28 protein-coding genes are annotated in these 21576 nt (G+C 64.7%); 13 read left to right on the top strand and 15 right to left on the bottom strand.

Annotated elements, in window-relative coordinates; genetic code table 11:
- Positions 1-110 precede the first annotated feature (110 nt).
- A complete protein-coding gene (locus AC07X9_RS11960; RefSeq protein ID WP_017181195.1) occupies positions 111-407 on the top strand; it encodes an SEL1-like repeat protein in 297 nt (98 codons plus the stop codon).
- Here AC07X9_RS11960 and AC07X9_RS11955 read toward each other — a convergent pair.
- The 4 genes from AC07X9_RS11955 to AC07X9_RS11940 form a co-directional block, all read right to left on the bottom strand.
- Positions 404-1537: a GNAT family N-acetyltransferase gene (locus tag AC07X9_RS11955; RefSeq protein ID WP_017181194.1), complete on the bottom strand. Its 1134-nt coding sequence runs from the start codon at positions 1535-1537 to the stop codon at positions 404-406. The genes AC07X9_RS11960 and AC07X9_RS11955 overlap by 4 nt on opposite strands.
- A gap of 88 nt (positions 1538-1625) precedes the next feature.
- Positions 1626-2090 (bottom strand): RidA family protein, encoded by a 465-nt coding sequence (locus AC07X9_RS11950; RefSeq protein ID WP_017181193.1) that lies wholly within the window; start codon positions 2088-2090, stop codon positions 1626-1628.
- Positions 2087-2743: a hypothetical protein gene (locus tag AC07X9_RS11945; protein WP_017181192.1), complete on the bottom strand. Its 657-nt coding sequence runs from the start codon at positions 2741-2743 to the stop codon at positions 2087-2089. Before AC07X9_RS11945 ends, AC07X9_RS11950 begins: the two co-directional genes overlap by 4 nt.
- On the bottom strand, positions 2740-3027 hold the full coding sequence (locus tag AC07X9_RS11940) for a DUF3572 domain-containing protein (RefSeq protein WP_017181191.1): 288 nt from the start codon (positions 3025-3027) through the stop codon (positions 2740-2742). Before AC07X9_RS11940 ends, AC07X9_RS11945 begins: the two co-directional genes overlap by 4 nt.
- Positions 3028-3098: 71 nt before the next feature.
- Here AC07X9_RS11940 and AC07X9_RS11935 point away from each other — a divergent pair, with 71 nt between their 5' ends.
- Complete coding sequence (locus AC07X9_RS11935; protein ID WP_017181190.1) at positions 3099-3461, top strand: response regulator; 363 nt, start codon at positions 3099-3101, stop codon at positions 3459-3461.
- Positions 3462-3595: 134 nt separating this feature from the next.
- The gene (locus AC07X9_RS11930) at positions 3596-5461 is read left to right on the top strand and encodes a PhoX family protein (protein ID WP_017181189.1); all 1866 of its coding nucleotides are present in this window, start codon (positions 3596-3598) and stop codon (positions 5459-5461) included.
- 181 nt (positions 5462-5642) lie between these two features.
- On the opposite strand, the gene rpmG is transcribed toward AC07X9_RS11930, so the two are convergent.
- Complete coding sequence (gene rpmG, locus AC07X9_RS11925; RefSeq protein WP_017181188.1) at positions 5643-5810, bottom strand: 50S ribosomal protein L33; 168 nt, start codon at positions 5808-5810, stop codon at positions 5643-5645.
- Positions 5811-6013: 203 nt separating this feature from the next.
- Here rpmG and AC07X9_RS11920 point away from each other — a divergent pair, with 203 nt between their 5' ends.
- From AC07X9_RS11920 to AC07X9_RS11910, 3 genes are all read left to right on the top strand, one after another.
- The gene (locus AC07X9_RS11920; RefSeq protein WP_017181187.1) at positions 6014-6340 is read left to right on the top strand and encodes a hypothetical protein; all 327 of its coding nucleotides are present in this window, start codon (positions 6014-6016) and stop codon (positions 6338-6340) included.
- 13 nt (positions 6341-6353) lie between these two features.
- Positions 6354-6920: a TMEM165/GDT1 family protein gene (locus AC07X9_RS11915; protein ID WP_017181186.1), complete on the top strand. Its 567-nt coding sequence runs from the start codon at positions 6354-6356 to the stop codon at positions 6918-6920.
- A 99-nt stretch (positions 6921-7019) separates the two neighbouring features.
- On the top strand, positions 7020-7511 hold the full coding sequence (locus AC07X9_RS11910; protein WP_017181185.1) for a Dps family protein: 492 nt from the start codon (positions 7020-7022) through the stop codon (positions 7509-7511).
- Positions 7512-7572: 61 nt separating this feature from the next.
- Here AC07X9_RS11910 and AC07X9_RS11905 read toward each other — a convergent pair whose 3' ends face one another.
- The 6 genes from AC07X9_RS11905 to AC07X9_RS11880 all read right to left on the bottom strand — a co-directional run bounded on the left by AC07X9_RS11905 (position 7573) and on the right by AC07X9_RS11880 (position 13016).
- Positions 7573-8043: a GreA/GreB family elongation factor gene (locus tag AC07X9_RS11905; RefSeq protein ID WP_017181184.1), complete on the bottom strand. Its 471-nt coding sequence runs from the start codon at positions 8041-8043 to the stop codon at positions 7573-7575.
- A gap of 101 nt (positions 8044-8144) precedes the next feature.
- Positions 8145-9971 carry a cobaltochelatase subunit CobT gene (cobT, locus tag AC07X9_RS11900; RefSeq protein ID WP_017181183.1) on the bottom strand — a complete coding sequence of 609 codons (1827 nt, stop codon included), beginning with the start codon at positions 9969-9971 and terminating at the stop codon, positions 8145-8147.
- A complete protein-coding gene (locus AC07X9_RS11895; protein WP_017181182.1) occupies positions 9968-10315 on the bottom strand; it encodes a HepT-like ribonuclease domain-containing protein in 348 nt (115 codons plus the stop codon). The genes cobT and AC07X9_RS11895 overlap by 4 nt, the downstream gene beginning before the upstream one ends.
- Positions 10305-10601, bottom strand: coding sequence for a nucleotidyltransferase family protein (locus AC07X9_RS11890; protein ID WP_017181181.1), 297 nt, complete (start codon positions 10599-10601; stop codon positions 10305-10307). The genes AC07X9_RS11895 and AC07X9_RS11890 overlap by 11 nt, the downstream gene beginning before the upstream one ends.
- A 16-nt stretch (positions 10602-10617) precedes the next feature.
- Positions 10618-11625, bottom strand: a complete 1008-nt coding sequence (cobS, locus tag AC07X9_RS11885; protein WP_017181180.1) for a cobaltochelatase subunit CobS — start codon at positions 11623-11625, stop codon at positions 10618-10620.
- Positions 11626-11711: 86 nt separating this feature from the next.
- Positions 11712-13016 (bottom strand): Hsp70 family protein, encoded by a 1305-nt coding sequence (locus AC07X9_RS11880; protein ID WP_017181179.1) that lies wholly within the window; start codon positions 13014-13016, stop codon positions 11712-11714.
- A 230-nt stretch (positions 13017-13246) separates the two neighbouring features.
- Here AC07X9_RS11880 and AC07X9_RS11875 point away from each other — a divergent pair, with 230 nt between their 5' ends.
- Positions 13247-13519, top strand: coding sequence for a DUF1294 domain-containing protein (locus tag AC07X9_RS11875; RefSeq protein WP_017181178.1), 273 nt, complete (start codon positions 13247-13249; stop codon positions 13517-13519).
- On the opposite strand, the gene AC07X9_RS11870 is transcribed toward AC07X9_RS11875, so the two are convergent.
- Complete coding sequence (locus tag AC07X9_RS11870; protein ID WP_017181177.1) at positions 13520-14140, bottom strand: J domain-containing protein; 621 nt, start codon at positions 14138-14140, stop codon at positions 13520-13522.
- A gap of 44 nt (positions 14141-14184) precedes the next feature.
- On the opposite strand from AC07X9_RS11870, the gene AC07X9_RS11865 reads away from it, so the two are divergent.
- Together AC07X9_RS11865 and AC07X9_RS11860 are read left to right on the top strand one after the other, a co-directional pair.
- Complete coding sequence (locus tag AC07X9_RS11865; protein WP_017181176.1) at positions 14185-14472, top strand: BolA family protein; 288 nt, start codon at positions 14185-14187, stop codon at positions 14470-14472.
- On the top strand, positions 14472-15362 hold the full coding sequence (locus tag AC07X9_RS11860) for a pirin family protein (RefSeq protein ID WP_086485771.1): 891 nt from the start codon (positions 14472-14474) through the stop codon (positions 15360-15362). The genes AC07X9_RS11865 and AC07X9_RS11860 overlap by 1 nt, the downstream gene beginning before the upstream one ends.
- 179 nt (positions 15363-15541) lie before the next feature.
- Here the strand turns inward: AC07X9_RS11860 and AC07X9_RS11855 are convergent, their stop codons facing one another.
- A complete protein-coding gene (locus tag AC07X9_RS11855) occupies positions 15542-16384 on the bottom strand; it encodes a zinc-ribbon domain-containing protein (RefSeq protein ID WP_017181174.1) in 843 nt (280 codons plus the stop codon).
- 170 nt (positions 16385-16554) lie between these two features.
- Here AC07X9_RS11855 and ftsE point away from each other — a divergent pair, with 170 nt between their 5' ends.
- The 4 genes from ftsE to AC07X9_RS11835 are packed head-to-tail and all read left to right on the top strand — an operon-like array spanning position 16555 to position 19420.
- Complete coding sequence (ftsE, locus tag AC07X9_RS11850) at positions 16555-17265, top strand: cell division ATP-binding protein FtsE (protein ID WP_017181173.1); 711 nt, start codon at positions 16555-16557, stop codon at positions 17263-17265.
- A complete protein-coding gene (locus tag AC07X9_RS11845; RefSeq protein ID WP_017181172.1) occupies positions 17265-18170 on the top strand; it encodes a cell division protein FtsX in 906 nt (301 codons plus the stop codon). Before ftsE ends, AC07X9_RS11845 begins: the two co-directional genes overlap by 1 nt.
- The gene (locus tag AC07X9_RS11840) at positions 18167-18697 is read left to right on the top strand and encodes a YdcF family protein (protein WP_017181171.1); all 531 of its coding nucleotides are present in this window, start codon (positions 18167-18169) and stop codon (positions 18695-18697) included. Before AC07X9_RS11845 ends, AC07X9_RS11840 begins: the two co-directional genes overlap by 4 nt.
- A gap of 15 nt (positions 18698-18712) precedes the next feature.
- Positions 18713-19420, top strand: coding sequence for a lysophospholipid acyltransferase family protein (locus AC07X9_RS11835; protein ID WP_017181170.1), 708 nt, complete (start codon positions 18713-18715; stop codon positions 19418-19420).
- Positions 19421-19484: 64 nt separating this feature from the next.
- Here AC07X9_RS11835 and AC07X9_RS11830 read toward each other — a convergent pair whose 3' ends face one another.
- Both AC07X9_RS11830 and hisC read right to left on the bottom strand, forming a co-directional pair.
- Positions 19485-20390, bottom strand: a complete 906-nt coding sequence (locus AC07X9_RS11830; protein ID WP_017181169.1) for a prephenate/arogenate dehydrogenase family protein — start codon at positions 20388-20390, stop codon at positions 19485-19487.
- A gap of 4 nt (positions 20391-20394) precedes the next feature.
- Positions 20395-21516 (bottom strand): histidinol-phosphate transaminase, encoded by a 1122-nt coding sequence (gene hisC, locus AC07X9_RS11825; RefSeq protein ID WP_017181168.1) that lies wholly within the window; start codon positions 21514-21516, stop codon positions 20395-20397.
- Positions 21517-21576 lie beyond the last annotated feature (60 nt).

The raw sequence follows: 21576 nt of genomic DNA, 5'->3' as shown, positions 1-21576 counted from the left end.
GGTCAAAGCCGTTAACCATTTTTTAGCGGCTGCCGGTCCAACCTGCTCTTCGTGGAAAAAGAACAAGGGTTGTCGACCATTGGGTTAGCGTTGGAAAAGGGAACAGGGTCATGGGCAATAGTATCAAGAGTGCGCAGTTTCTAATCGAGAGCCGCATGGCGCGGGCGGCCAGCGGATCGGCAGAGGCCTGTTTCGATCTGGGCGTCGCCTATAGCTGCGGCACCGGCGACATGCCGATCGACCTGATCGAAGCGCATAAATGGTTCAACCTGGCGGCCCTTGGCGGCAGCGAAGAAGGCCAGGCGATGCGCGCCGAAATTGCCGAGGAAATGACCGCTCGCGAAATCGCCGAGGCCCAGCGTCAGGCCCGCGCATGGATCGCCCTGACGCAGGCGCGCGCCGCCTAATCAGCCTTTCTGAACGGCGTTCGCCCGGCCAGCCATAGCCGGTCCTGCTGCACGCCTGCCCGCTCGGCGGTCAGGAAATCGGCCACTGCGCGCCGAAACCCGGCATCGGGAATATAATGCGCGGAAAAGGTCGGCTCCGGGGCATAGCCGCGCGCCAGCTTGTGCCCGCCCTGCGCGCCCGCTTCGACGCGAGCAAGGCCGCGCGCGATCGCGACGTCGATCGCCTGATAATAGCATAGCTCGAAATGGAGGTTCGGCACCTCCTCGTTACAGCCCCAATAGCGGCCATAGAGCGTATCCGCGCCGATCAGGTTGAGCGCCCCTGCAACCGCCCGTCCGTCGCGCAGCGCCAGCATCAACAGCACCCGGTCGGCCATCGTCTCGCCCAATAGCGAGAAGAAGGATCGCGTCAGATAGGGCGTTCCCCATTTGCGTGAGCCGGTATCCTGATAGAAATCCCAGAATATATCCCAATGCGCCTCGGTCAGATCCGGCCCGGTCAGGTGGACGATGTCCAGCCCTTCGACCGCCCGTGCGCGTTCCTTGCGGATATTCTTGCGCTTCGCGCTCGACAGGTCGGCCAGGAAATCATCGAAACTGCCATAGCCGCGATTGGACCAGTGAAACTGGCTGTCCTCGCGAATCAGCCAGCCCGCCGCCTCGAAATCGCCGACCTGGTCCGGTGCCACGAAGGTCGCATGGGCGGACGACAGGTGGTTGCGCTCCACCAGCGTCTCGATCCCCGCGATCAACGCCGGGGCAAGGCTGCGGTCGCGCAGCAGCAGCCGGGGACCGGGTACGGGAGAGAAAGGCGCGGCGATCTGGATCTTGGGATAATAGCGCCCGCCCGCCCGTTCCCAGGCATCGGCCCAGCCATGGTCGAACACATATTCGCCCTGGCTGTGGCTCTTGGCATAGAGCGGCGCGGCGGCGGCGATGCGCCCGTCCGCCCCGTCGATCATCAGCGGCAGGGGTTGCCAGCCGGTCCCTTCGCCCACGCTGCCCGACCGCTCCAGCGCGCTCAGGAAATCCCAGCTGACGAACGGATTGTCGGCCCCTGCGCAGGCATCCCACTGCGCACGCGGCAGCTCCGCCACGCCTGCCGCGATACGCGCCACCACATCAGTCATCGGCGTGCCTTCACGCGATCGGGTCTGGCTGCTTCAATCACAGCCGGGGACATTGTGTCGCCCCGGCTGTTGCGCAAGGTCCGTCGCGTCAGTCAGCGGCGCGGACGAGCACGACGGCGTCGATTTCCACGACCGCGCCCAGCGGCAGCACCGGCACGCCCACGGCGCTGCGGGTATGCTTGCCTGCCTCGCCAAACACTTCGACCATCAGTTCGGACGCACCATTGGCGACCTTGGGCTGGTCCGTGAAGGATGGCGCGCTGGCGATGAACGCGCCCAGCTTCACCACCCGCTCGACCCGGTCGAGGCTGCCGAGCGCCGCCTTCATCTGCGCGATCAGGTTGAGGCCGCAGATGCGCGCGGCGGCGACGCCATAATCCAGTTCCCTGTCCTCGCCCAGACGTCCGGTCATCAGACCGTCGGGGGCCAGCGAAATCTGCCCGGAAATGTGCAGCAGGCCGTTGGCCTCCACGCTCGACACATAGGCGGCGACCGGGGCGGCGGCCTGGGGCAGGGTGATGCCGAGTTCGGCAAGGCGGGCGTCGATGCTCATGATAAGGCTCCGTCAGTGTAGGATGTTTCGATTGGTGCCGGTCCGGTGGCCAGCTTTTCCATGATCCAGCGTTCAGCCGCTGCCCAATTGTCGATCCGCGCATGGGCGTGCGGCGCGGCGGGCACGGTTATGGCGATCTCCGGCTCGCCGACCATGTGCAGCCGCCACACGTCGGGCGCATGGCGCGCGACGGACGTGTGATGTTCGGCCAGATCGTCGATGAACAGCGCGACGCTGGCATCATGCGCGGCGACGATCGCCGCCAGCGGTTCGCCCTTCGGCCCGTGATTCCACTGGACCGGGAAGTCGAGGCCAAACGCCGCCAGCTGCTCGACCCGTAACTGGTGATGGCGCTCGCCGATATTGGTCAGCACGACGATGTCGGCGACCTGCGCCAGCCGCCCCAGCGCGGCGACCGCGCCCGCGATCGGCGTCTGCCGGTGCATTTCGGTATCGAAAAATGCGACCAGCAACCCCCACACCAGTTCGCGCTCGACGACCTGCCCGCTATCCTTGTGCCGCAGCGCCTCTGCAAAGCCGCGATCATGCATGTCGAAATGCACATTGTGCGTTTCGTCCAGCCAGTCGCGGAACGGCACGACCATGTGCAACAGCACCTCGTCGCAATCGGTGATGATCAGCGGGCGGTTCATCGGCTCAGTCTCTCCTGCGCGGCGATCAAGGTGTCGGGCGATGTGTCGATCGCCTCGGCACAGGCGATCAGGTCCGGCTCATGATCCGCCAGAAAGGCCAGCACCGCGCCCAATATCGCCGGATTGTCGATCCCCGCGCGCAGGGTGTCGCTGTCCAGGCCGGTCAGCGCCAGCAGCCGGTCGGCCCGCTGCCCGTCGGCCAGGATCCAGCCCAGCGCCATCAGCGCCAGCGTCGCAGGGTCTGCGCCGCTATCTCGCTTGCCATTATGGGTGTCGGGTCGCATGATCGGGTCTCGGCGGGGGTGCGGCCAGGATGTGGCGCGCTTCGGGGCTGCTTGGAAATTATGGGTGACTGGTGGCAAAGCGCGTGCTTGTTGTCGAGGACAACGAACTCAATCTGAAACTTTTTTGCGATCTGCTGCGTGCGCATGGCCATGAAGTGTTGCCGATGCGTGACGGTCGCGACGTGCTGGCGCAGGCGCGCGACTTTCTGCCCGACCTTGTCATCACGGACATTCACCTGCCCCATGTCAGCGGGCTGGACCTCATCATTTCCCTGAAGGCCGACGATCGGCTGTCCAGCGTGCCGATCATGGCGGTCACCGCCTATGCCGGGAAGGGGGACGAGGAACGGATTCGCGCCGCCGGGGCGCAGGCCTATGTTTCCAAGCCCATTTCGGTGCTGCGCTTTGTCGAACAGGTGAACAGCCTGCTGTAACAAGCCTGTCATGTCGCTTTCATCACCCTGACCCGGTGCCGCCGTCCGCCTGTCATCCCTGACTGGCACTGCCCGACGGCCACAGGGGCGCGGCGCTCTGCCGACGGCCCGGAACCGCAATAAGGGTAATCATCATGTCCCATCTGACCGACGAAGCGCGCGCGCCCTATCGCGATGCGCAGCCGACCATTTCCATGGGCGACAACAGCCTGGAAGCCATCGTCGCGGCCAATCCGGCGCGCCGCACGATCCTGAAGAACGGCCTGCTGGGCCTGTCGATCCTGCCGATGCTGGGCACGCTGGCCGCTTGCGACGATGATGATGACGGCGCGCCCACCCCGACGCCCACACCCACGCCGACCCCGACGCCGACCGACAGCTACACCGTCAGCTTCGCCCCCGTCGCCGCCAATATGAACGACACCGTCACCGTGCCGACCGGCTACACCGTCGACGTGCTGCTGAAGGCGGGCGATTCGGTGGAAACCGGCACCCCCTATTCGGGCAGCTTCCCGACCCCGGCCGATGCTGAAAAATGGGCGGGCGGCAACCATGACGGCATGGAATATTTCGACCTGTCGGGCGTGGACGCCAATAATGGCGGCCTGCTGGCGCTCAACTTCGAATATCCCGACTTCAACATCCTGATGTCCGGTTCCTACGATCCGGCCACCGCCACCGCCGACCAGAAGAAGATCGCCCTGTCGGCCGTCGGCATCGGCGTGGTCGAAATCGCCAAGGGCAGCGACGGCAAATGGGCAGTCAAGGCGGGTTCGCGCTTCAACAAGCGCTATACCGGCAACAGCCTCTATCGCGCTGGTGGTCCGGCTGCGGGCCTGCTGTCGGCGTCGATCAAGGGCATGCTCAACAATTGCTCGTCGGGCCGTACCCCCTGGGGCACCTACCTCACCTGCGAGGAAACGACCGACAATTATCTCGATCCGGTCCAGCCTGAAAATGACTATGGCTGGGTGGTCGAAATCGACCCCTATCAGGAACTGGCCGCCCCGACCAAGCGCACCGCCATGGGCCGTTTCAGCCATGAAAATGTCGCCTATATGGCCAATGCCGACCGCCGCGTCGCCTTCTACATGGGTGACGATTCGACGCCGGGCTGCATCTATAAATTCATCCCCGACCGCGCTTTCTCCACCGCGAACCGGGCGGCCAATATCGACCTGCTCGACTATGGCACGCTCTATGTCGCCCGCTTCAACGGCGATGGCACGGGCGAATGGCGCGCACTGGTACAGGGTCAGAACGGCCTGATCGTCGGCGCGTCCGATCCCGGTGATGTCAGCCAGTCCACCACGCCGCCTGCGCCCGCTACGGTCAATTTCGCCAATCAGGCCGACGTGCTGATCAAATGCCAGTCGGCGGCGCGCGTTGCTGGCGGGACCATCATGGACCGTCCCGAATGGATCACGGTCGCGCCCGACAACAGCGCCGTGTTCGTGACGCTCACCAACAATAGCGGCCGCCGCGTCACCGATCCGGCCAACCCGCGCGTCACCAACCGTCACGGCCACATCATCAAGTTCAAGGAAGAGGGCAATTCGCCGCTCGCCACCAAGTTCAGCTGGGAAATCTTCCTGCTGGCGGGCGATCCGGCGCTGGCGTCGGGCGGCGCCAATCTGGTCGGCGACATCAAGGGCGACACTTTCTCCAGCCCCGATGGCATCCGCATCGATCCCAAGGGTCGCCTGTGGGTCCAGACCGACCATAGCATTCCGGGCACGTCCGGCGTGACCGGCAAGTCGATCGAGGATATTTTCGGCCAGAATGCCATGTTCTACATCGACCAGACAACCAAGCAGTCCAAGCGCTTCCTGGTCGGCCCGAAGGGCTGCGAGATTACCGGCCTTGCCTATACGCCGGACCTCAAGACCTTCTTCGTCAACATCCAGCATCCCACCGGCAACTGGCCGGTATCCGGCCAGCAGCCGCGCTCCTCGACCATAGTGGTTCGCCGCACGGACAGCCAGCCGGTCGGTAACTGATCGCTGATCCTGTTCACCGTCATTCCGGCTTTTGCTGGAATGACGGTGAACAATCCCGGCAAACAGCAAAAGGCCCGTTCCAGCATTGGAACGGGCCTTTTACAATTCCGACGTAGCGCCTGGAACCCTGTATCCCGGCGCAAGGCCGGAATGACGACCGGCGGCTAACGCCGCCTTGCCGTCACTTGATCTTGGCTTCCTTGAACTCGACATGCTTGCGCACGACCGGGTCATACTTCTTGAAGCTGAACTTTTCGGTCTGGGTGCGCGGATTCTTCTTGGTGACGTAGAAGAAGCCGGTGTCAGCGGTGCTGACGAGGCGAATCTTGACAGTTGCTGGCTTGGCCATGGCCTTGTGTCCCCGGTCGTGAGCTATAAAAAAAGTAAGAGCGGCCCGCCAAATGTCAGGACCGCCCCGTTTCAGCGGTGGCCCATGGGGCAGATTCGCCGCGCTGTCAAGGTTGGCACGCCGGTTTTGGCCGGTTTACCCGGTCTTAACCAGACAGGCGCATCATGCCCATGGGGACGACAGGACAGGGAAGGGGCTTTCCCATGCGACATGATCCGATGCTGGCGATATTGGCCGACCTGATGCGCCGGGTCGACGGGCTGGCGGGCCAGCGCGGTCATCTGTCGGTCGTCCGGCTGCACGATGAAGTCGACCAGATTCGCCACATCGCCCGCGCCTTCCACCTCGATGTGGTCGAAGGACTGGCCGGGACGCTCGAATCGGCGCTCTCGCTTCATGGCCTTGGTCCGGTGGTCCTGTCCTATCTCGATCTGATGCGCGACGCGATCAGCAGCGACATGCGCGCGGCCGACATCGTGCCGATCATCGCGCAGCGCTCACCCGCCCCCATCGCCACCCTGCGCGCCTGAACCAGCGCCGCCGATGGACGCCCTGCTGCTTGCCCTGCTCGGCTGTCTGCTTGGCGAAATTGGCGACAAGAGCCAGTTGCTCGTCCTTGCACTGGCGACCCGCTTTCAGCGCAATGGCGCGGTGATCGCGGGCATCATCGTCGCCGCCATCGCCAATGCGGCGCTGTCCGCCACTGCCGGGGCCTGGATCGGCCCGATGCTGGGTTCGGACCCGCGCCTGCTCTTCCTCTCGCTTTCCGTCCTGTTTCTGGGGATCGGCCTGTTATGGCCGGTCACGTCGCCCGATCCGCTGGCCAGCTGGCCGACCGGCGCATTCGTCACCACGATGCTGGGCCTGTTCATCCTGGGCTTTGGCGATGGCCCGCAATTTCTGATTCTGGGGATCACCACCCATAGCGGCAATCCGGTGCTGGCGGCGATGGGCGGCGCGATCGGCGTGATCGCGGCGTCCGTGCCCGTCGTGCTGCTGCGGGACCGGATTTTCGCCGTCCTGCCCATCCGCGCGATCCGGCTGGGCGGCGCCGTGCTGTTGCTGCTGGTGGGCGCGATGCTGGCGCTGTCGGCGCTGGCGCTGGTCTGATCGCTTTCTTCCATCAGGCTGATCGCGTTTTTCCGTGGCACCATATCGGCCTTTAATCATTATATGTCCGAAACCAATTCGCACTGCCCAGGAGGACATATGACCGCCGCCGATCTCAAGACACCCACCGACCTTAAAAACAACGCTACCAAGACCGTGGCGCAGGCGCTCAACGGCGTACTGGCGGACAGCTATGCGCTGTATCTCAAGACCAAGAATTTTCACTGGCACGTTTCCGGCCCGCATTTCCGCGACTATCATCTGATGTTCGATGAACAGGCTGCCGAGATCCTGGCCACCACGGACCTGATCGCCGAGCGTGTGCGCAAGACCGGCAATGTCACCCTGCGCTCGATCGGCGATATTTCGCGTCATCAGAGCCTCACTGACAATGACGCCGAATTTGTCAGCCCCGCCGACATGCTGATGGAATTGCGCAACGACAATCTGGCGCTGGTCGAATCCTTCCGCGCGGTGAAGGCTGCCGCGACCGAAGCGGGCGACAACGCCACCGAAGGCATTGTCGACGACTGGACCGATCAGGCCGAACAGCGAGCCTGGTTCCTGTTCGAAGCAGGTCGCGGCGCCTGATTTCATTCCTCAGCCGTTCGGTTCGCGCCCTCGACAGGCTCGAACCGGACGGAGCAGGGGGTCAGGGTTCCACGACAACCGCAATATCGACAATCTCCACCGCATCGGGCTTGCCCGCGAAATCGACCGTCTCGCCGACCGTCGCATCCATCATTGCGCGCGCCAGCGGGGCGGAGAAGCTGATTCGCCCTTCCGCCGGATCGGCCTCATCATCGCCGACAAGTCCGACCGTCTTGTCCCGTCCATTGATCCGATAGGTCACCCGGCATCCGAACGCCACGGCGTCGCCCGTCGCGACCGGGCGCAGTTCCGCGGTTGCCAGCCGCGTTCGCCAATAGCGCAGCACGCGGCCATGCTTCTTGGCATCCTCCTCGGCCATGCCGCTCAGGTCCACGGCCTCCAGCGCCTCGACCTTCTCCCGCGTCAGCCGCAATCCGCGCGCCGTCACCCAATTGGGTCCCGGCGGGATCGGCAGTTCGAACTTGGGCTCCATATGCTCATCATCGCCCTCGCGACGAAAGGCGACACTCATGACGCTCTCCTAGACATTATTATCCGTTCGCCCTGAGCGAAGTCGAAGGTGAAGAGACGGACAAGGCTTCGACGGTCGCTCAGTCCCAAAGATATTGAGGGTCAATCCTCATCGAACAAGCCGGCCAGCTGCTCCACCATCGTCCCGCCCAGTTGCTCGGCGTCCATGATGGTCACCGCCCGCTTGTAATAGCGGGTCACGTCATGGCCGATGCCGATCGCGACCAGCTGCACCGGCGATCGATTCTCGATCCAGTCGATCACCTGCCGCAAATGGCGTTCCAGATAGGTGCCGCTGTTGACCGACAAAGTGCTGTCATCCACCGGCGCGCCGTCGGAAATCACCATCAATATGCGCCGCTCTTCATTGCGGGCGATCAACCGGCCATGCGCCCAGAGCAGCGCTTCGCCGTCGATATTTTCCTTCAGCAGCCCTTCGCGCATCATCAGGCCCAGATTCTTGCGCGCCCGCCGCCATGGCTCGTCGGCCTTCTTATAGACGATATGGCGCAGGTCGTTAAGCCGCCCCGGCATCGGCGGGCGTCCGGCGGCCAGCCATTCCTCGCGCGCCTGTCCGCCCTTCCACGCCCGCGTGGTAAAGCCCAATATCTCGGTCTTGACCCCGCACCGCTCCAGCGTGCGCGCCATGATGTCGGCGCTGATCGCCGCGATGCTGATCGGCCGCCCGCGCATGGAGCCGCTATTGTCGATCAGCAGCGTCACCACCGTATCGCGAAACTCGGTATCGCGTTCGATCTTGTAGGTCAGCGACCGGGTCGGGTCGATGATGACGCGCGCCAGCCGCGCCGCATCCAGCATCCCTTCATCCTGGTCGAAATCCCAGGACCGCGACTGCTGCGCCATCAACCGCCGTTGCAGCCGGTTGGCCAATTTGGTCACCGCCCCCTGCAAGCTGACGAGTTGTTGGTCGAGGAAGCCGCGCAGCCGGATCAGTTCATCCTCGTCGCACAATTCCTCAGCAGTGACGATCTCGTCATGCTTGAGCGTATAGGCCTTGTAATCGAAGCCGGGCGGCAGGTCGGACGTCGGCCGGTTGGGGCGGACCGGCATCATGCCTTCCTCGCCCATATCGTCCGCGCCCGCTTCGCTGTCGGCGTCGAAATCGTCGCTATATTCGGTTTCGCCGTCCTCGGTATCGCCGCCCTGATCCTCGGCGCGGGCCTCGGCATTCACATCGCTGTCGCCCGACTCGTCCTGCCCCGAATCGCCGTCCTCGGATTGATCCTCCTCATCGTCGCCCTCGTCCTGGGCTTCGGGCTCTTCGGTATCGGGCGGCACGTCGGCGTCGATCAGCGCGAGATGCTCCAGCATCGCGGTGGTCAGCTTCTGGAAGGCGCGCTGGTCGTCGATCGCCAGCGCTAGCGCGTCCAGATCAGACCCGGCCTTGTCCTCGATCCATTCCTCCACCAGCGCCACGCCCGCCGCGACATCCTTGGGGATCGCCTGGCCTGTCAGCCGCTCGCGCACCTTGAGTGCCAGCGCGGTGGACAGCGGCACCTCGTCCGCCGACCGCGCCCGGCGGATCGCGTCGGACTTCAACCGCATGTCGAGCGCATGGTTGAGGTTGGCGCGCACCCCCTCCATCTGCCTGGAGCCGATCGCCTCGACCCGCGCCTGCTCGACCGCGTCGAACACCGCCCGCGCCACGGCCTCGCCCGGCGCGGAGGCGGCATGGATTTTCGCACTGTGATGCCGCAATTTCAGCGCATTGGCGTCGGCAAAGCCCCGCGCCAGCGCCACCTGATCGGCGGGTAAAGTGCGCGCGGGCGTCGGCACCTTGATTGCCTTGCCCGCCAGATGCGGCGCGTCGGCGGTAAAGCCCACCTCCACTTCCATGTCGCGCGCCATCGACCGCGCCGTCCCCGACAGCACGTCCTTGAAAGCGTCGAGAGGGGAGCGTTCGGTCATGGCAGATCCTTCAGCGCTGCAAGGCAGGCCGCGCGCAAAACAGGCAGGCTGTCGGTCATCGTGGCGAAAATGATCCTCAAATCCAGCGCATCATAATGGTGCCGCAACATATTTCCCAATCCCCGGACGGCGTCGGCCGGAATGGATGGGGCAATTGCCGCCATCCGGTCCTTGCCGATCTTGATCACCGCTTCGGTGATCCGCTGCAAACAGCGTTCCGACGCGTCGATGGTTTTGCGATCGGCGGCGAAACGCGCATAGTCCATTCCGTCGATATAGATTGCAATCGCATCGCAATTTTCAACGATGTCCAGCAGCCGATGCTGTTCCCGACTAGAAGACACGCACGCGATCCCTGTCGATTTCAGCCTGGAAGCGCGCTTTCCGCGCCGGTTCGCTGACCAGATCGACCCGAACGTCCAGCCAGTCTCCCAGCCAGCTCGACATGGCCGCAAAGCGGAACAGGTCCATGCGGGCGGCATCGTCGATGGTCACGGCGACGTCCACGTCCGAATCCGATCGCGCATCCCCGCGCGCGGTCGATCCGAACAGCGACAGGCTCACGACGCCCATGGCCCGCAATTCTGCTTCATGGGCTTTCAGGCGGGCAATGGCTGTCTGCTTGTCCATGACACTCCTGCGGCTTTTACCCCGCTTTCCCGACCACGCTTTCCGGCAAATCCTTGCCGAACACGCGCTGATAATATTCGGCCACCAGCGCCCGTTCCGCCTCGTCGCACTTGTTGAGGAAGGACAGGCGGAAGGCGAAGCCGACATTTTTGAAGATCAGCGCATTCTGCGCCCAGCTGATCACGGTGCGCGGCGACATGACGGTGGAAATATCGCCGTTGATGAAGCCCTGCCGCGTCAGTTCGGCGACCTTGATCATATTCTCGACTTCCTTGCGGCCGCCCTCATGATCATATTCGCCAGACTTCGCCAGCACCACCTGCGCCTCGGTCGCGGCGGGCAGATAGTTGAGCGCCACCACCAGATTCCATCGGTCCATCTGGCCCTGGTTGATCTGCTGCGTGCCATGATACAGGCCGGTCGTATCGCCCAGACCGACGGTATTGGCGGTCGCGAACAGCCGGAAATAGGGATTGGGGCGAATCACCCGATTCTGGTCGAGCAGCGTCATCTTGCCGTCTGTTTCCAGCACGCGCTGAATGACGAACATCACGTCGGGGCGGCCGGCATCATATTCGTCGAACACCAGCGCGACCGGCCGCTGCAACGACCAGGGGAGCAGGCCTTCCTTGAATTCGGTAACCTGCTGCCCGTCTTTCAGGACGATGGCGTCACGCCCGACCAGATCGATACGGCTGATATGCGCGTCCAGGTTGATGCGGATGCACGGCCATTTCAGGCGCGCGGCGACCTGCTCGATATGGCTCGACTTGCCGGTGCCATGATAGCCCTGCACCATGACGCGCCGGTTGAACGCAAAGCCCGCCAGGATCGCCAGCGTGGTATCCGGATCGAACACATAGGCAGGATCAAGGTCGGGCACCCGCTCGTCGGCTTCGCTGAAGGCGGGGATCTGCATGTCGATGTCGATGCCGAACACATCGCGGGCGTCCACGAACCGGTCGGGGACATCCATCAGCGTTTCGGCGCGCGTATCGGGCTGAACGTTGGAAATATCAGTCATCGGGTCTTCATCTTCCTGCGAGTCACGCCTGCCGTAGCCGATCCATCAACGGCGTGTCGATAGAGTGGGGGCAAGGGCGCGTCGGATCAAGCGGCCCATTGGGCCAGATTGGCCTCCTGTCCGATCAGCGCCAGCCCGTGCGCGATAGATGTCAGTTCGCCCCCGGTCGCGATCCGCTCCGCCCCGAAGCGCGCGTCGAATATGCCGCGGATCGCCGGAATCAGCGACGATCCGCCGGTCAGGAACACCCGGTCGATCGCGTGCGGCGCCACCCCGGCGGTCGCCAGCGCCTTGTCCACGCATCCCTCGATCCGGGCGATGTCGGGCGCGATCCAGCGCTCGAAATCGGCGCGGCGCACCTGCGTCTCGATCTCCAGCCCGCCACCGGCAAAGCGGAAATCCGCTTTGTCCTGCGTCGACAGCGCCCGCTTCAGGCTGCCCACCGCGTCATAGAGCGGATAGCCCAGTTCCTTTTCGATCACCGTCATCATCCGCCCGATCGCGGCGGGATCGTCAGCCGATTTCTGCAACCGCGTCAGCTCGTCCATCGTCCGCCGGTTGCGCATCAGCGCAAGGCGCGACCAGTCGGCAAAGTCGGCGAAATAGCTGCGCGGTATCTCCAGCGTCTTGCCGAACGACTGGTAACTGCCGCCCTTGCCCAACATCGGCAGCACCAGATGGTCCATGATCCGATAGTCGAAACGGTCGCCTGCAATGCCGATGCCTGCCGATCCCAGCGGCGTCGCCCGCCGCGCCGCGCCCGCCGTATGGTTGGGCGCTTCCACTCGTACGATCGAAAAGTCGCTGGTGCCGCCGCCAAAGTCCGCGACCAGGATCGTCGCAGCCTGGGTCAGGCGGCTGGCATAGCTGAATGCCGCGCCCAGCGGCTCATAGACATAATGAATGTCCATGCCGAAATCGGCGAACATCGCGTCATAGCGCTTGCGCGCCAGCGCCTCGTCAGGCCGCGACCCGGCATAGGTCACTGGCCGCCCGACGACGATCCGCTCTGGCCTCTGGTCCAATGCCCCGCCCGCATGGCCAACCATATGCGCCAGGAACATCGCCCCCAGTTCCTCGAAGCGGTAGCGCTTTTCGAATATGTTGGCGCTCTCGAAAATCGGGCTGGCGGCGACCGACTTGAACGACTGGAGGAAGCGGCTGTCTTCGGGATATTCCATATATTCCGCGATCGCCCACGGCCCGGCCTCATGTGCCAGGCCGCCCTTGACGCCGTCCTCATGCCAGAAACAGAGCGCGGAACGGAACACCGCCCCGGTCGCCTGGCTACCGGCAAATTCGACCAGATCGGATTGCTGGCCGTTGGCAATCGCAACGACGCTGTTGGTCGTGCCGAAATCCAGGCCCAGCGCGCGCGGCACATCCTGCATGCTTTTGTCTCCGGGGAAGGGGGGGGCGCGCCCTATGGCATCGCCATCGCATCGGGACAAGGCTGTCCTACTCGCGACTATGCTGCCATGCTCTGCCCCGGCTCTTTCCGATCGTCGATCTTGCGAAAAACTTGCCATGCGCAACATGGGCGAATTTTGCGAACTTCCGCCAAGTCAATTCCACCACGAATGCTGGCGAAAGACTTTTTTCAGACATACTGGATTAGGCCATGATGATGATCACGATAGTCGTTTCATGCCTTGTGGCGATCAACGTCGTCACCATGCTGGCATTTTATCTCGATAAAGCCAGCGCTATTGCCGGTGAACGACGTGTGCCTGAATCGGAATTGCTCACGCTCGCTTTCGTTGGTGGCACGCCAGGTGCGTTTCTCGCCCGCCAACTGTTCCGCCATAAAACCCGCAAGGAACCGTTTTCGACGCATCTGATGGTCATCGCGACAATCCAGATCGGCGGATTGATCGGCTGGTTCTTGCTGTAATCAGGCGAAAACCGCTGCCTTCTTCAGATGGCCATAGGCCTCGATCACCGCCTGCAATGCGCGTTCATGGCTGCGGTCGCCGCCATTATGATCGGGGTGATAGCGGCGCAGCAGCGCGGTGTAGCGCATCCGCAAAGCCTTGCGATCCGCGTCAATGTCCAGTTCCATGACGCGCAGCGCCTTGCGGTCCTCCGCCGACAGAAACTGGCCGTCCTGCCGCATCTGCGCATCGGCCCGCGCCTTGGCCACCCGTTCCTTGAACTTCGCGCCGATGGCGTCGAGCGGGTCGGAGAAGTCGGACCATTTGGGCGGCGGGCTGTGGGCGTTGGACGAAAAGGCGCGCGTCTCCCGCTCCCACCCGGCAAAGGGGCGCTGGGCGGCGGCGATTTCCTCCGGCGACATGCCGGTGAAGAAATTATAGCCCTGATTGAATTCGCGCACATGGTCCAGGCACAGCCAGCGCCAGCGCGGCCCTTCATCGCCGGGACGGGCGCTGCCTTCCAGCGGCGGCGCGCGGAACTCGCCCGGTTCGGGGCAGCCACTCACCCAGCAGGGGCGGTCGCCCTCCACCCGGCCATGGAAGCGGTTGAAGCGGCGGGTCGAGAAAGGGTCGGTCGACAAAGTTGTCCTGATGCAAGTCGCGGCAAAGCGACTATATAGGCGGCATGACTCAGATTCTGAAAGGCCCAGTGGCCACCGAAATCGAAACGCGGCTGCAAAATGCCCTGGCGCCGCAACTGCTCGCCGTGATCGACGACAGCGAAAAACATCGCGGTCATGCGGGGCATGACGGCTCTGGCGAAAGCCATTTCACCGTCGACATCGTGTCGGATCGCTTCACCGGCCAGAGCCGCGTCGCCCGCCAGCGCATGGTCAACGCAGCGCTCGCCGACCTGCTGCGCGACAAGGTCCACGCCCTTGCGATCAAGGCCCGCGCACCCGGAGAAGCCTGATGACCCTCGATGATCTCGTCATCCAGACGATCAGCCCGACCACCCATGATCTGGGCGATTTCAAGGTCCACCGTTCGCTCCCTGCCAAGGGGCGTACGATGGTCGGCCCGTTCATCTTCTTCGATCAGGCCGGGCCAGCGAAGATAGGGGCGGGGCAGGGGATTGATGTCCGCCCCCATCCGCACATCAACCTCGCCACCGTGACCTATATGTATGAAGGCGCTTTCTTCCACCGCGATTCGCTGGGCACGGAACAGATTGTCGAGGCGGGCGCGGTCAATCTGATGACGGCGGGCAAGGGCATCGTCCATAGTGAGCGTTCCCCCGACGAAGAACGCGCCAAGCTCTCCAAACTGTCCGCCATCCAGACCTGGCTCGCCTTGCCCGACCGCCAAGAGGAAATGGACCCCGCGTTCGAGCATGTCGGCGAAGCCGGCCTGCCGGTGATCGAGGCGCATGGGGTGTGCGCCCGTGTCATCATGGGGTCGCTATGGGGCGAACGCTCGCCCGTCACCACCTATGCCGACATCCAGCTGTCGCCCGGCGGCCGTGTACCGATCGACCCGTCAGCCGACGAGCGCGCGATCTATGTGTCGGGCGGTGATGCCGCGCTCGACGGGATGATGCTCGCGCCCCAGACGCTCTACGTCCTGCGCCCCGGCACCAGCGCCACGCTGATGAGCGTCGATGGCGGCCGGGTCGTCCTGTGCGGCGGCGAAGCCTTCAAAACGCCGCGCCATGTCTGGTGGAACTTCGTGTCCTCCCGCCAGGACCGGCTGATGCAGGCGCGCGAGGATTGGGACGCCCTCCGCTTCCCGCTGATCCCCGGCGACGATAAGGAGTTCATTCCCATCCCGCAGGGCCGGCCCAAGACGGTCAGCTATCCGTAATTCCTCCCCATTTCGGGGAGGGGAATTGTATATGACTTTTCGTTATCCAACGACGTCATCCTGAATTTATTTCAGGATCCATCATGCCCCAAAAGCCGTGGCTGGAGACGCGAAATGGATGCTGAAACAAGTTCAGCATGACGATGAAGGAGGGGGGGTAGGCTTGGCTCTCCCTTGCCCTACTGCACGAAGGCCAGCGACAGATTCTCGGCATTTTTGGGAATGTCGATCCGGCTTTCGTTGATCGACGCTTCCTCGCCCGGCTTCAGGCGGTTCTTGTCCGCCTTCGTCGTCCAGCTGAACACCAGCCGATTCTGCCGGTCGCGCAACTGCACCAGCACCGGCGGCACCGGCAGCGCCTGTGTCCCACTGTTCACGATCCGCGCGCCAAAGGCGAAATATTCCTCGCCAGTCGGCAGCTTGCGCCGCTCTGCGGGTTTGGACAGGTAGAAGAGCAGGTCAGGATCGCCCTCTTCGGCAACCAGTCCCAGGCTGACCGCCCATCCGGGGGGGCCGAAATAATAAAAGGCGCCGCCCGCCGCCGCCACGACCAGGGCAAAGGCGACCGCGGCATAGGTCCATAGCTTGATCGGATTGCGCCGCGGCTTGAACGGCGGCGCGGGCGCGAACTGGCTGTCCTGTGCGGGATCGACCGGCGCACCGGCATAAATGTCGTCAATACGGTTGTCCGCAGGCGCAGCGATCGGCGGCGCGACGGGGGCCGCTTCCTCCGGCACGACGGTTTCAGCCGGGGGGGCTTCCGGTGCGGGGGCAGGTACGGGTTCAGGCGCGGGCGCGGCGACCGTTTCGACCGGCTCTGCGACCGGCGGTGGCGGAGCGGGAGGCTGGACCGGCGGCGGAGCAGGCACCTCGTCCGGCCCGCTTTCGCGCGGTGGCAGGGTCGCCGGCTGCTGGAACCAGCTATGCTTGCACGCGGCGCAGCGGACCTGGCGGCCGGCCGGACCGACGGCGCTGTCCGGCACGACATAGCGCGTCGCGCAATTGGGGCACACCAGTATCATGTCGCTTCATAGGCATGGCATGGACTCGCGCGCAAGCGGTCAACTTATGTTGACGTCATTCCGTCGCGACTCGCGGTCGGATGCGGGCCGGGCTTTACGGCTGCCCGCCCACTGTGCCATGGCTGTCACTCCGGGGAAGCAGGGAGCGCGCGAGCGCCATATTTCAAGACATGTCGGCCATCGTCCAGTTCGAGAATGTCGGTCTGCGCTATGGTCTGGACAGCGAGACCCTGTCCGACGTCAGCTTCACGCTGGCAGGCGGTGGCTTTTATTTCCTGACCGGCGCGTCGGGCGCGGGCAAGACATCGCTGCTCAAACTGCTCTATCTGGCCCAGCGTCCCAGTCGCGGCGTCATACGGCTGTTCGGCGAGGATGTGGTGACCCTGCCGCGCAAGCGCCTGCCCGGTTTCCGCCGTCGCATCGGCGTGGTGTTTCAGGACTTTCGCCTGGTCCCCCATCTGTCCGCCTATGACAATATCGCCCTGCCGCTTCGCGTCGCGGGGATGGAGGAGGGGGAGGTTGACGCCCCCGTCACTGAAATGCTTGGCTGGGTGGGGCTTGGCGATCGCGGGCAGGCGCGGCCCGCGACCCTGTCGGGCGGGGAGCAGCAGCGCGTCGCCATCGCCCGTGCGGTCATCGGCCGACCCGAAATATTGGTGGCGGACGAACCGACCGGCAACGTCGACGCGGACATGGCCCGCCGCCTCATGACCCTGTTCGAAGCGCTCAATCGCCTGGGCACCACCATCGTCGTCGCCACCCACGATCTGCCGCTGATCGCGCAGGTATCGGGCGCGCAGATGATGCGGCTGGACAAGGGGCGGCTGGCTGACCCGACCGGATCGCTGCGCTATCCGCCGCGCCCGCAGGGCGGCGAGTGATGGCGTCGCGCACCGACCGCCGCGCCGCCGCCGCTGCGCGTCATCGCCTGTTGCCGGGCGGGCGGGTCGCGGGGCCGATGCTGTGGATCATCGCGATCATGATGTTCCTGACCGTGCTGGCCGCCGCCGCTGGCCTTGGCCTGGGCGCTGCCGTCCGGTCGATGAGCGCGGACCTGGCCGGACGCGCCAGCGTGCAGGTGGTCGAGGCGAACCCGCAACTGCGCGACCAACTGGCGGCGCGAGCGCTGACCGCGTTGCGCGGCGCGGACGGGGTGCAGGCCGCCGCGCCCGTCGATCCTGCGCTGCTCGCAGATCAGGTCCGCCCCTGGCTGGGCGAAGAGGCGACGAGCGGCGACCTGCCGCTGCCCGCGCTGATCGACGTGACGCTGACGCCGGGCGATGCTGATGCGAAGGTCGCGCGCTTGCGCCGCCTGCTGGGGGGATTGTCGCCCGCGCTGCGGATCGAGCCGCATGCCGCCTTCCTGCTGCCGCTTGCCGGATTGCTCTCCGCCCTGGGCTGGCTGGCTGCCGGTGTCGTGCTGCTGATGGCGCTGGCGACGGGCGCGGTCGTGGTGCTGGCGGCGCGAGGCGCGCATGACAGCCATCGCGGCACGATAGAGGTGCTGCACCTGATGGGAGCCACCGACGTCCAGATCGCCCGTCTGTTCCAGCGCCGCATTGGCCTCGACGCGATGCTGGGCAGCGCGCTGGGCTTTGCTTTCGCCGCGTTCGTCATCCTGCTGATCGGTCTGCGGCTGGGTGCGACCGGGTCGGAACTGCTGGGCGCGGTGCGCCTGCCGCCTGCCAGTTGGGCGGTGCTTGGGCTGCTGCCGGTGGCGGGCGTTCTGCTGGCGACGCTGGCGGCGCGCTGGACAGTGTTGCGCGCATTGGGGCGGGCGCTGTGATCGTCCGGCTGTTCGCCGTCTCGATACTCGGCTGGATGCTGGGCTTTGCGTGGTTCGCGATCTTCCTGCCCCAGCCGCTCGACGGTCGGCAGACCGACGCGATCGTCGTGCTGACCGGCGGCGCGGGGCGAATCGACCGGGGGATCGCTTTGCTGGAGGGTGGCGCGGCCAAGCGGATGCTGATTTCCGGCGTCGACCGATCGGTTCGTCCGGTCGAACTGGCGGCGCAATATCAGGCGCCCGAAACATTGTTCGCCTGCTGCATCACATTGGGCCGCGAAGCGATCGACACACGATCCAACGCCATCGAAACCGCCCGCTGGCTGGAACGGCGCGATTATAAAACAGTGCGGCTGATCACGACGGACTGGCATATGCGCCGCGCCGCGCTGGAATTGCGGCAGGCGTTGCCCGGCCGGGTCGCGATCGTCTATGACGCGGTGCCCAGCCGCCCCAGCCTGACGATGCTGGCGCGGGAATATAATAAATATCTGCTGCGCCGCACCGCTGCACTTCTTGGCATTTGATGGCATAGCGCCCCGATGATCACCTTGCTGCGCTCCACCCTCTTTTCCCTCATTTTCTATCCCGGCAGCTTGCTGCTGGTGCTGATCGCCCTGATCGTCGGCCAGTTTTCGCCGCCCGCGCTGCGATGGGTGTCGACCCTGTGGGGCTGGTTCCATCGCTATTGCGCCCGCTGGCTGCTGGGGCAGAAGGTGGTGATAGAGGGCGACCTGCCGCTTGGTCCCTATCTCTATATCGTCAAACATGAATCGATGTTCGAGACGATCGACATGCTGTGCGTGTTCGACCGGCCGGTCATCGCCGCCAAGCGGGAGCTGTTCGATATTCCGCTGTGGGGAACCATTGCCGACCGTTATGGCCTGATCCCGATCGAGCGCACCGCCGGGGCGAGCGCGATGCGGACGTTGCGGACCCAGGCCAAGGCGGCGAACGCCGCCGGAAGGGCGGTCTGCATCTTTCCCGAAGGCACCCGCGTTCCCCATGGCGAAGCGCCGCCATTACGGGCTGGCTTTGCCGGATTATATACGCTGCTGGGGCTGCCGGTGGTGCCGATTGCGCTCAACAGCGGGCTGGTGTCGCCCAAGGGCAGCTTCCTCAAGAAAGCGGGCGTCATCACCTATAAGGTCGGAGAGGTCGTGCCCGCCGGGCTGGACCGGCGGGAGGCCGAAGCGCGGGTCCATGCCGCGATCAACGCGCTGAACCCGCCCTCTGCTCTAGTGGATTGATTTTGACATTTGCATCCCCTGGCGGCTGGGATGGGTCTGCAAATGTCAGAATCGGACCACTGGCCTAATGCGCCCGGCCGAAGTCGGGCTTGGCGTCGTCCTGACCCTGTTCGATGATCGACCGGCGGATGGCGCGGGTATGGGTGAACAGGTTGAACAGCGTGTCGCCGTCATTCCAGCGGATTGCCCGTTGCAGCGCTGACAGATCCTCCGAAAAGCGCTGGAGCATTTCCAGCACCGCGTCCTTGTTGGCCAGGAACACGTCGCGCCACATCGTCGGGTCCGACGCGGCGATCCGCGTGAAATCGCGAAAGCCGCCAGCGGAATATTTGATGACTTCCGATTGGGTAACATTTTCCAGATCGCTGGCCGTGCCGACGATGGTGTAGGCGATCAGATGCGGCAAATGGCTGGTCACCGCCAGCACCAGATCATGATGCGCCGGGTCCATCGTCTCGATGTCCGCGCCGACCCGCCGCCACAGTTCGGCGACGCGCTCGACCGCCATGGGGTCAGCGTCAGCGGGCGGGGTGACGATGCACCAGCGCCCCTTGAACAGGGTGGCGAAGCCCGCTTCCGGTCCGCTATTTTCGGTGCCTGCGACGGGATGCGCCGGGATGATCGTCCGCCCCGGCAGGGCGGCGACCAGCTGCGCCAGCACGTCCGCCTTGCACGATCCCACATCGCTGACGATCGCGTCGGCGGGCAGATCGTCGGCCAGCTCCGCCGCCGCCGCGCCCATGGCGCGGACCGGCACGCACAGCACCACCAGATCCGCGTCGGTCACCGAAGCCCCCGCCGTGTCGGTGATGTCGTCGCACAGGTCGATCCGCCGTGCGGTTTCGCGCACCGCCGGATCGGCATCATGGCCAGTGACGCGCGCCGTGGGCATCTCCGCCCGGATGGCGCGGGCAAGCGAAGAGCCGATCAGGCCAAGGCCGATGATGGTGATCCGGGCGAAAGGCAGCATCGCGTCAGGCCGATTCCGCCATGGCGCGCAACGTGTCGGCCACGACGCGGACCTGCGCTTCGGTGCCGATGGTGATGCGCAGGCCGTTGGGCAGATCCTGGCCCGGCAGCCAGCGGGTGGCGTAACCGGCCTCCCACAATCCCTTCATCGCGGCCTCGGCGGTCAGCTTGCCATCGAACAGGATCAGCAGGAAATTGGTCTTGCTGGGTACGACGCGCAGGCCGTGATTGGAAAGCGCGCCGATTTCGTCGGCCAGCCACTCGCGCCAGCGCGCATTATGGGCGCGGCTCGATTCGATCCAGGCACTGTCGTTGATCGCGGCGATGGCCGCGGCCTGGCCCGCGGTCGTGACATTGAACGGCGCGCGGATGCGGTGGAGAATCTCGATCACCTCCGCACTGGCATAGCCCCAGCCGATCCGTTCGGCCGCCAGCCCGTGAATCTTGGAGAAGGTGCGGGTCACGAAAATATTGCCGGCGGTCCTGGCCAGTTCCAGGCCCCCATCATCCTCGCCTTCGTCCAGATATTCGGCATAGGCCTGATCCAGCACGAACAAGATGTCGGGGCGCAGGCCCGCATGCAGCCGCGCAATCTCTTCCCGGCTGGTCATCGTGCCCGTCGGGTTGTTGGGGTTGGCCAGGAACACGACCTTCGTTTTCTCGGTCACGGCTGCCAGCAGCGCGTCGACGTCGGTGGCATAATCCTTGTCCGGCGCGATCACCGGGGTCGCCCCGACCCGGCGGGCGGCGATGTCATAGACCGCAAAGCCATAGCGCACATACAGGACTTCATCGCCCGGCCCGGCATAGGCGCTGGCGGCGATGTGGAGCAGTTCGTCCGACCCGGTGCCATAGATGATCCGCGCCGGGTCCAGCCCATGCACCGCGCCGATCGCTTCACGCAGCTTCGTCGCGCTCGGATCGGGATAGGTGGCAAGATCGGCGGTGGCGGCCACCAGCGCGGCGCGCGCGGCGTCGCCCGTCCCCAGAGGGTTTTCATTGGCCGACAGCTTGATCAGCGGGCGGCCATCATCGGCCGCCGCCTTGCCCGGCACATAGGGCGAAATGCCAAGAATCCAGTCCTTGGGCGATGGCTTTGTCAGGGTGTTTGCAAGTGTCTCTGTCATGGCGACGGGCTTTAGCGGCTTCCGCGCCAAAGGCAAAGCGCCCGTCCAGATTGACAGCGC

Source organism: Sphingobium sp. GW456-12-10-14-TSB1 (assembly GCF_059424385.1).
This window is presented reverse-complemented; position numbering and strand designations above follow the sequence as displayed.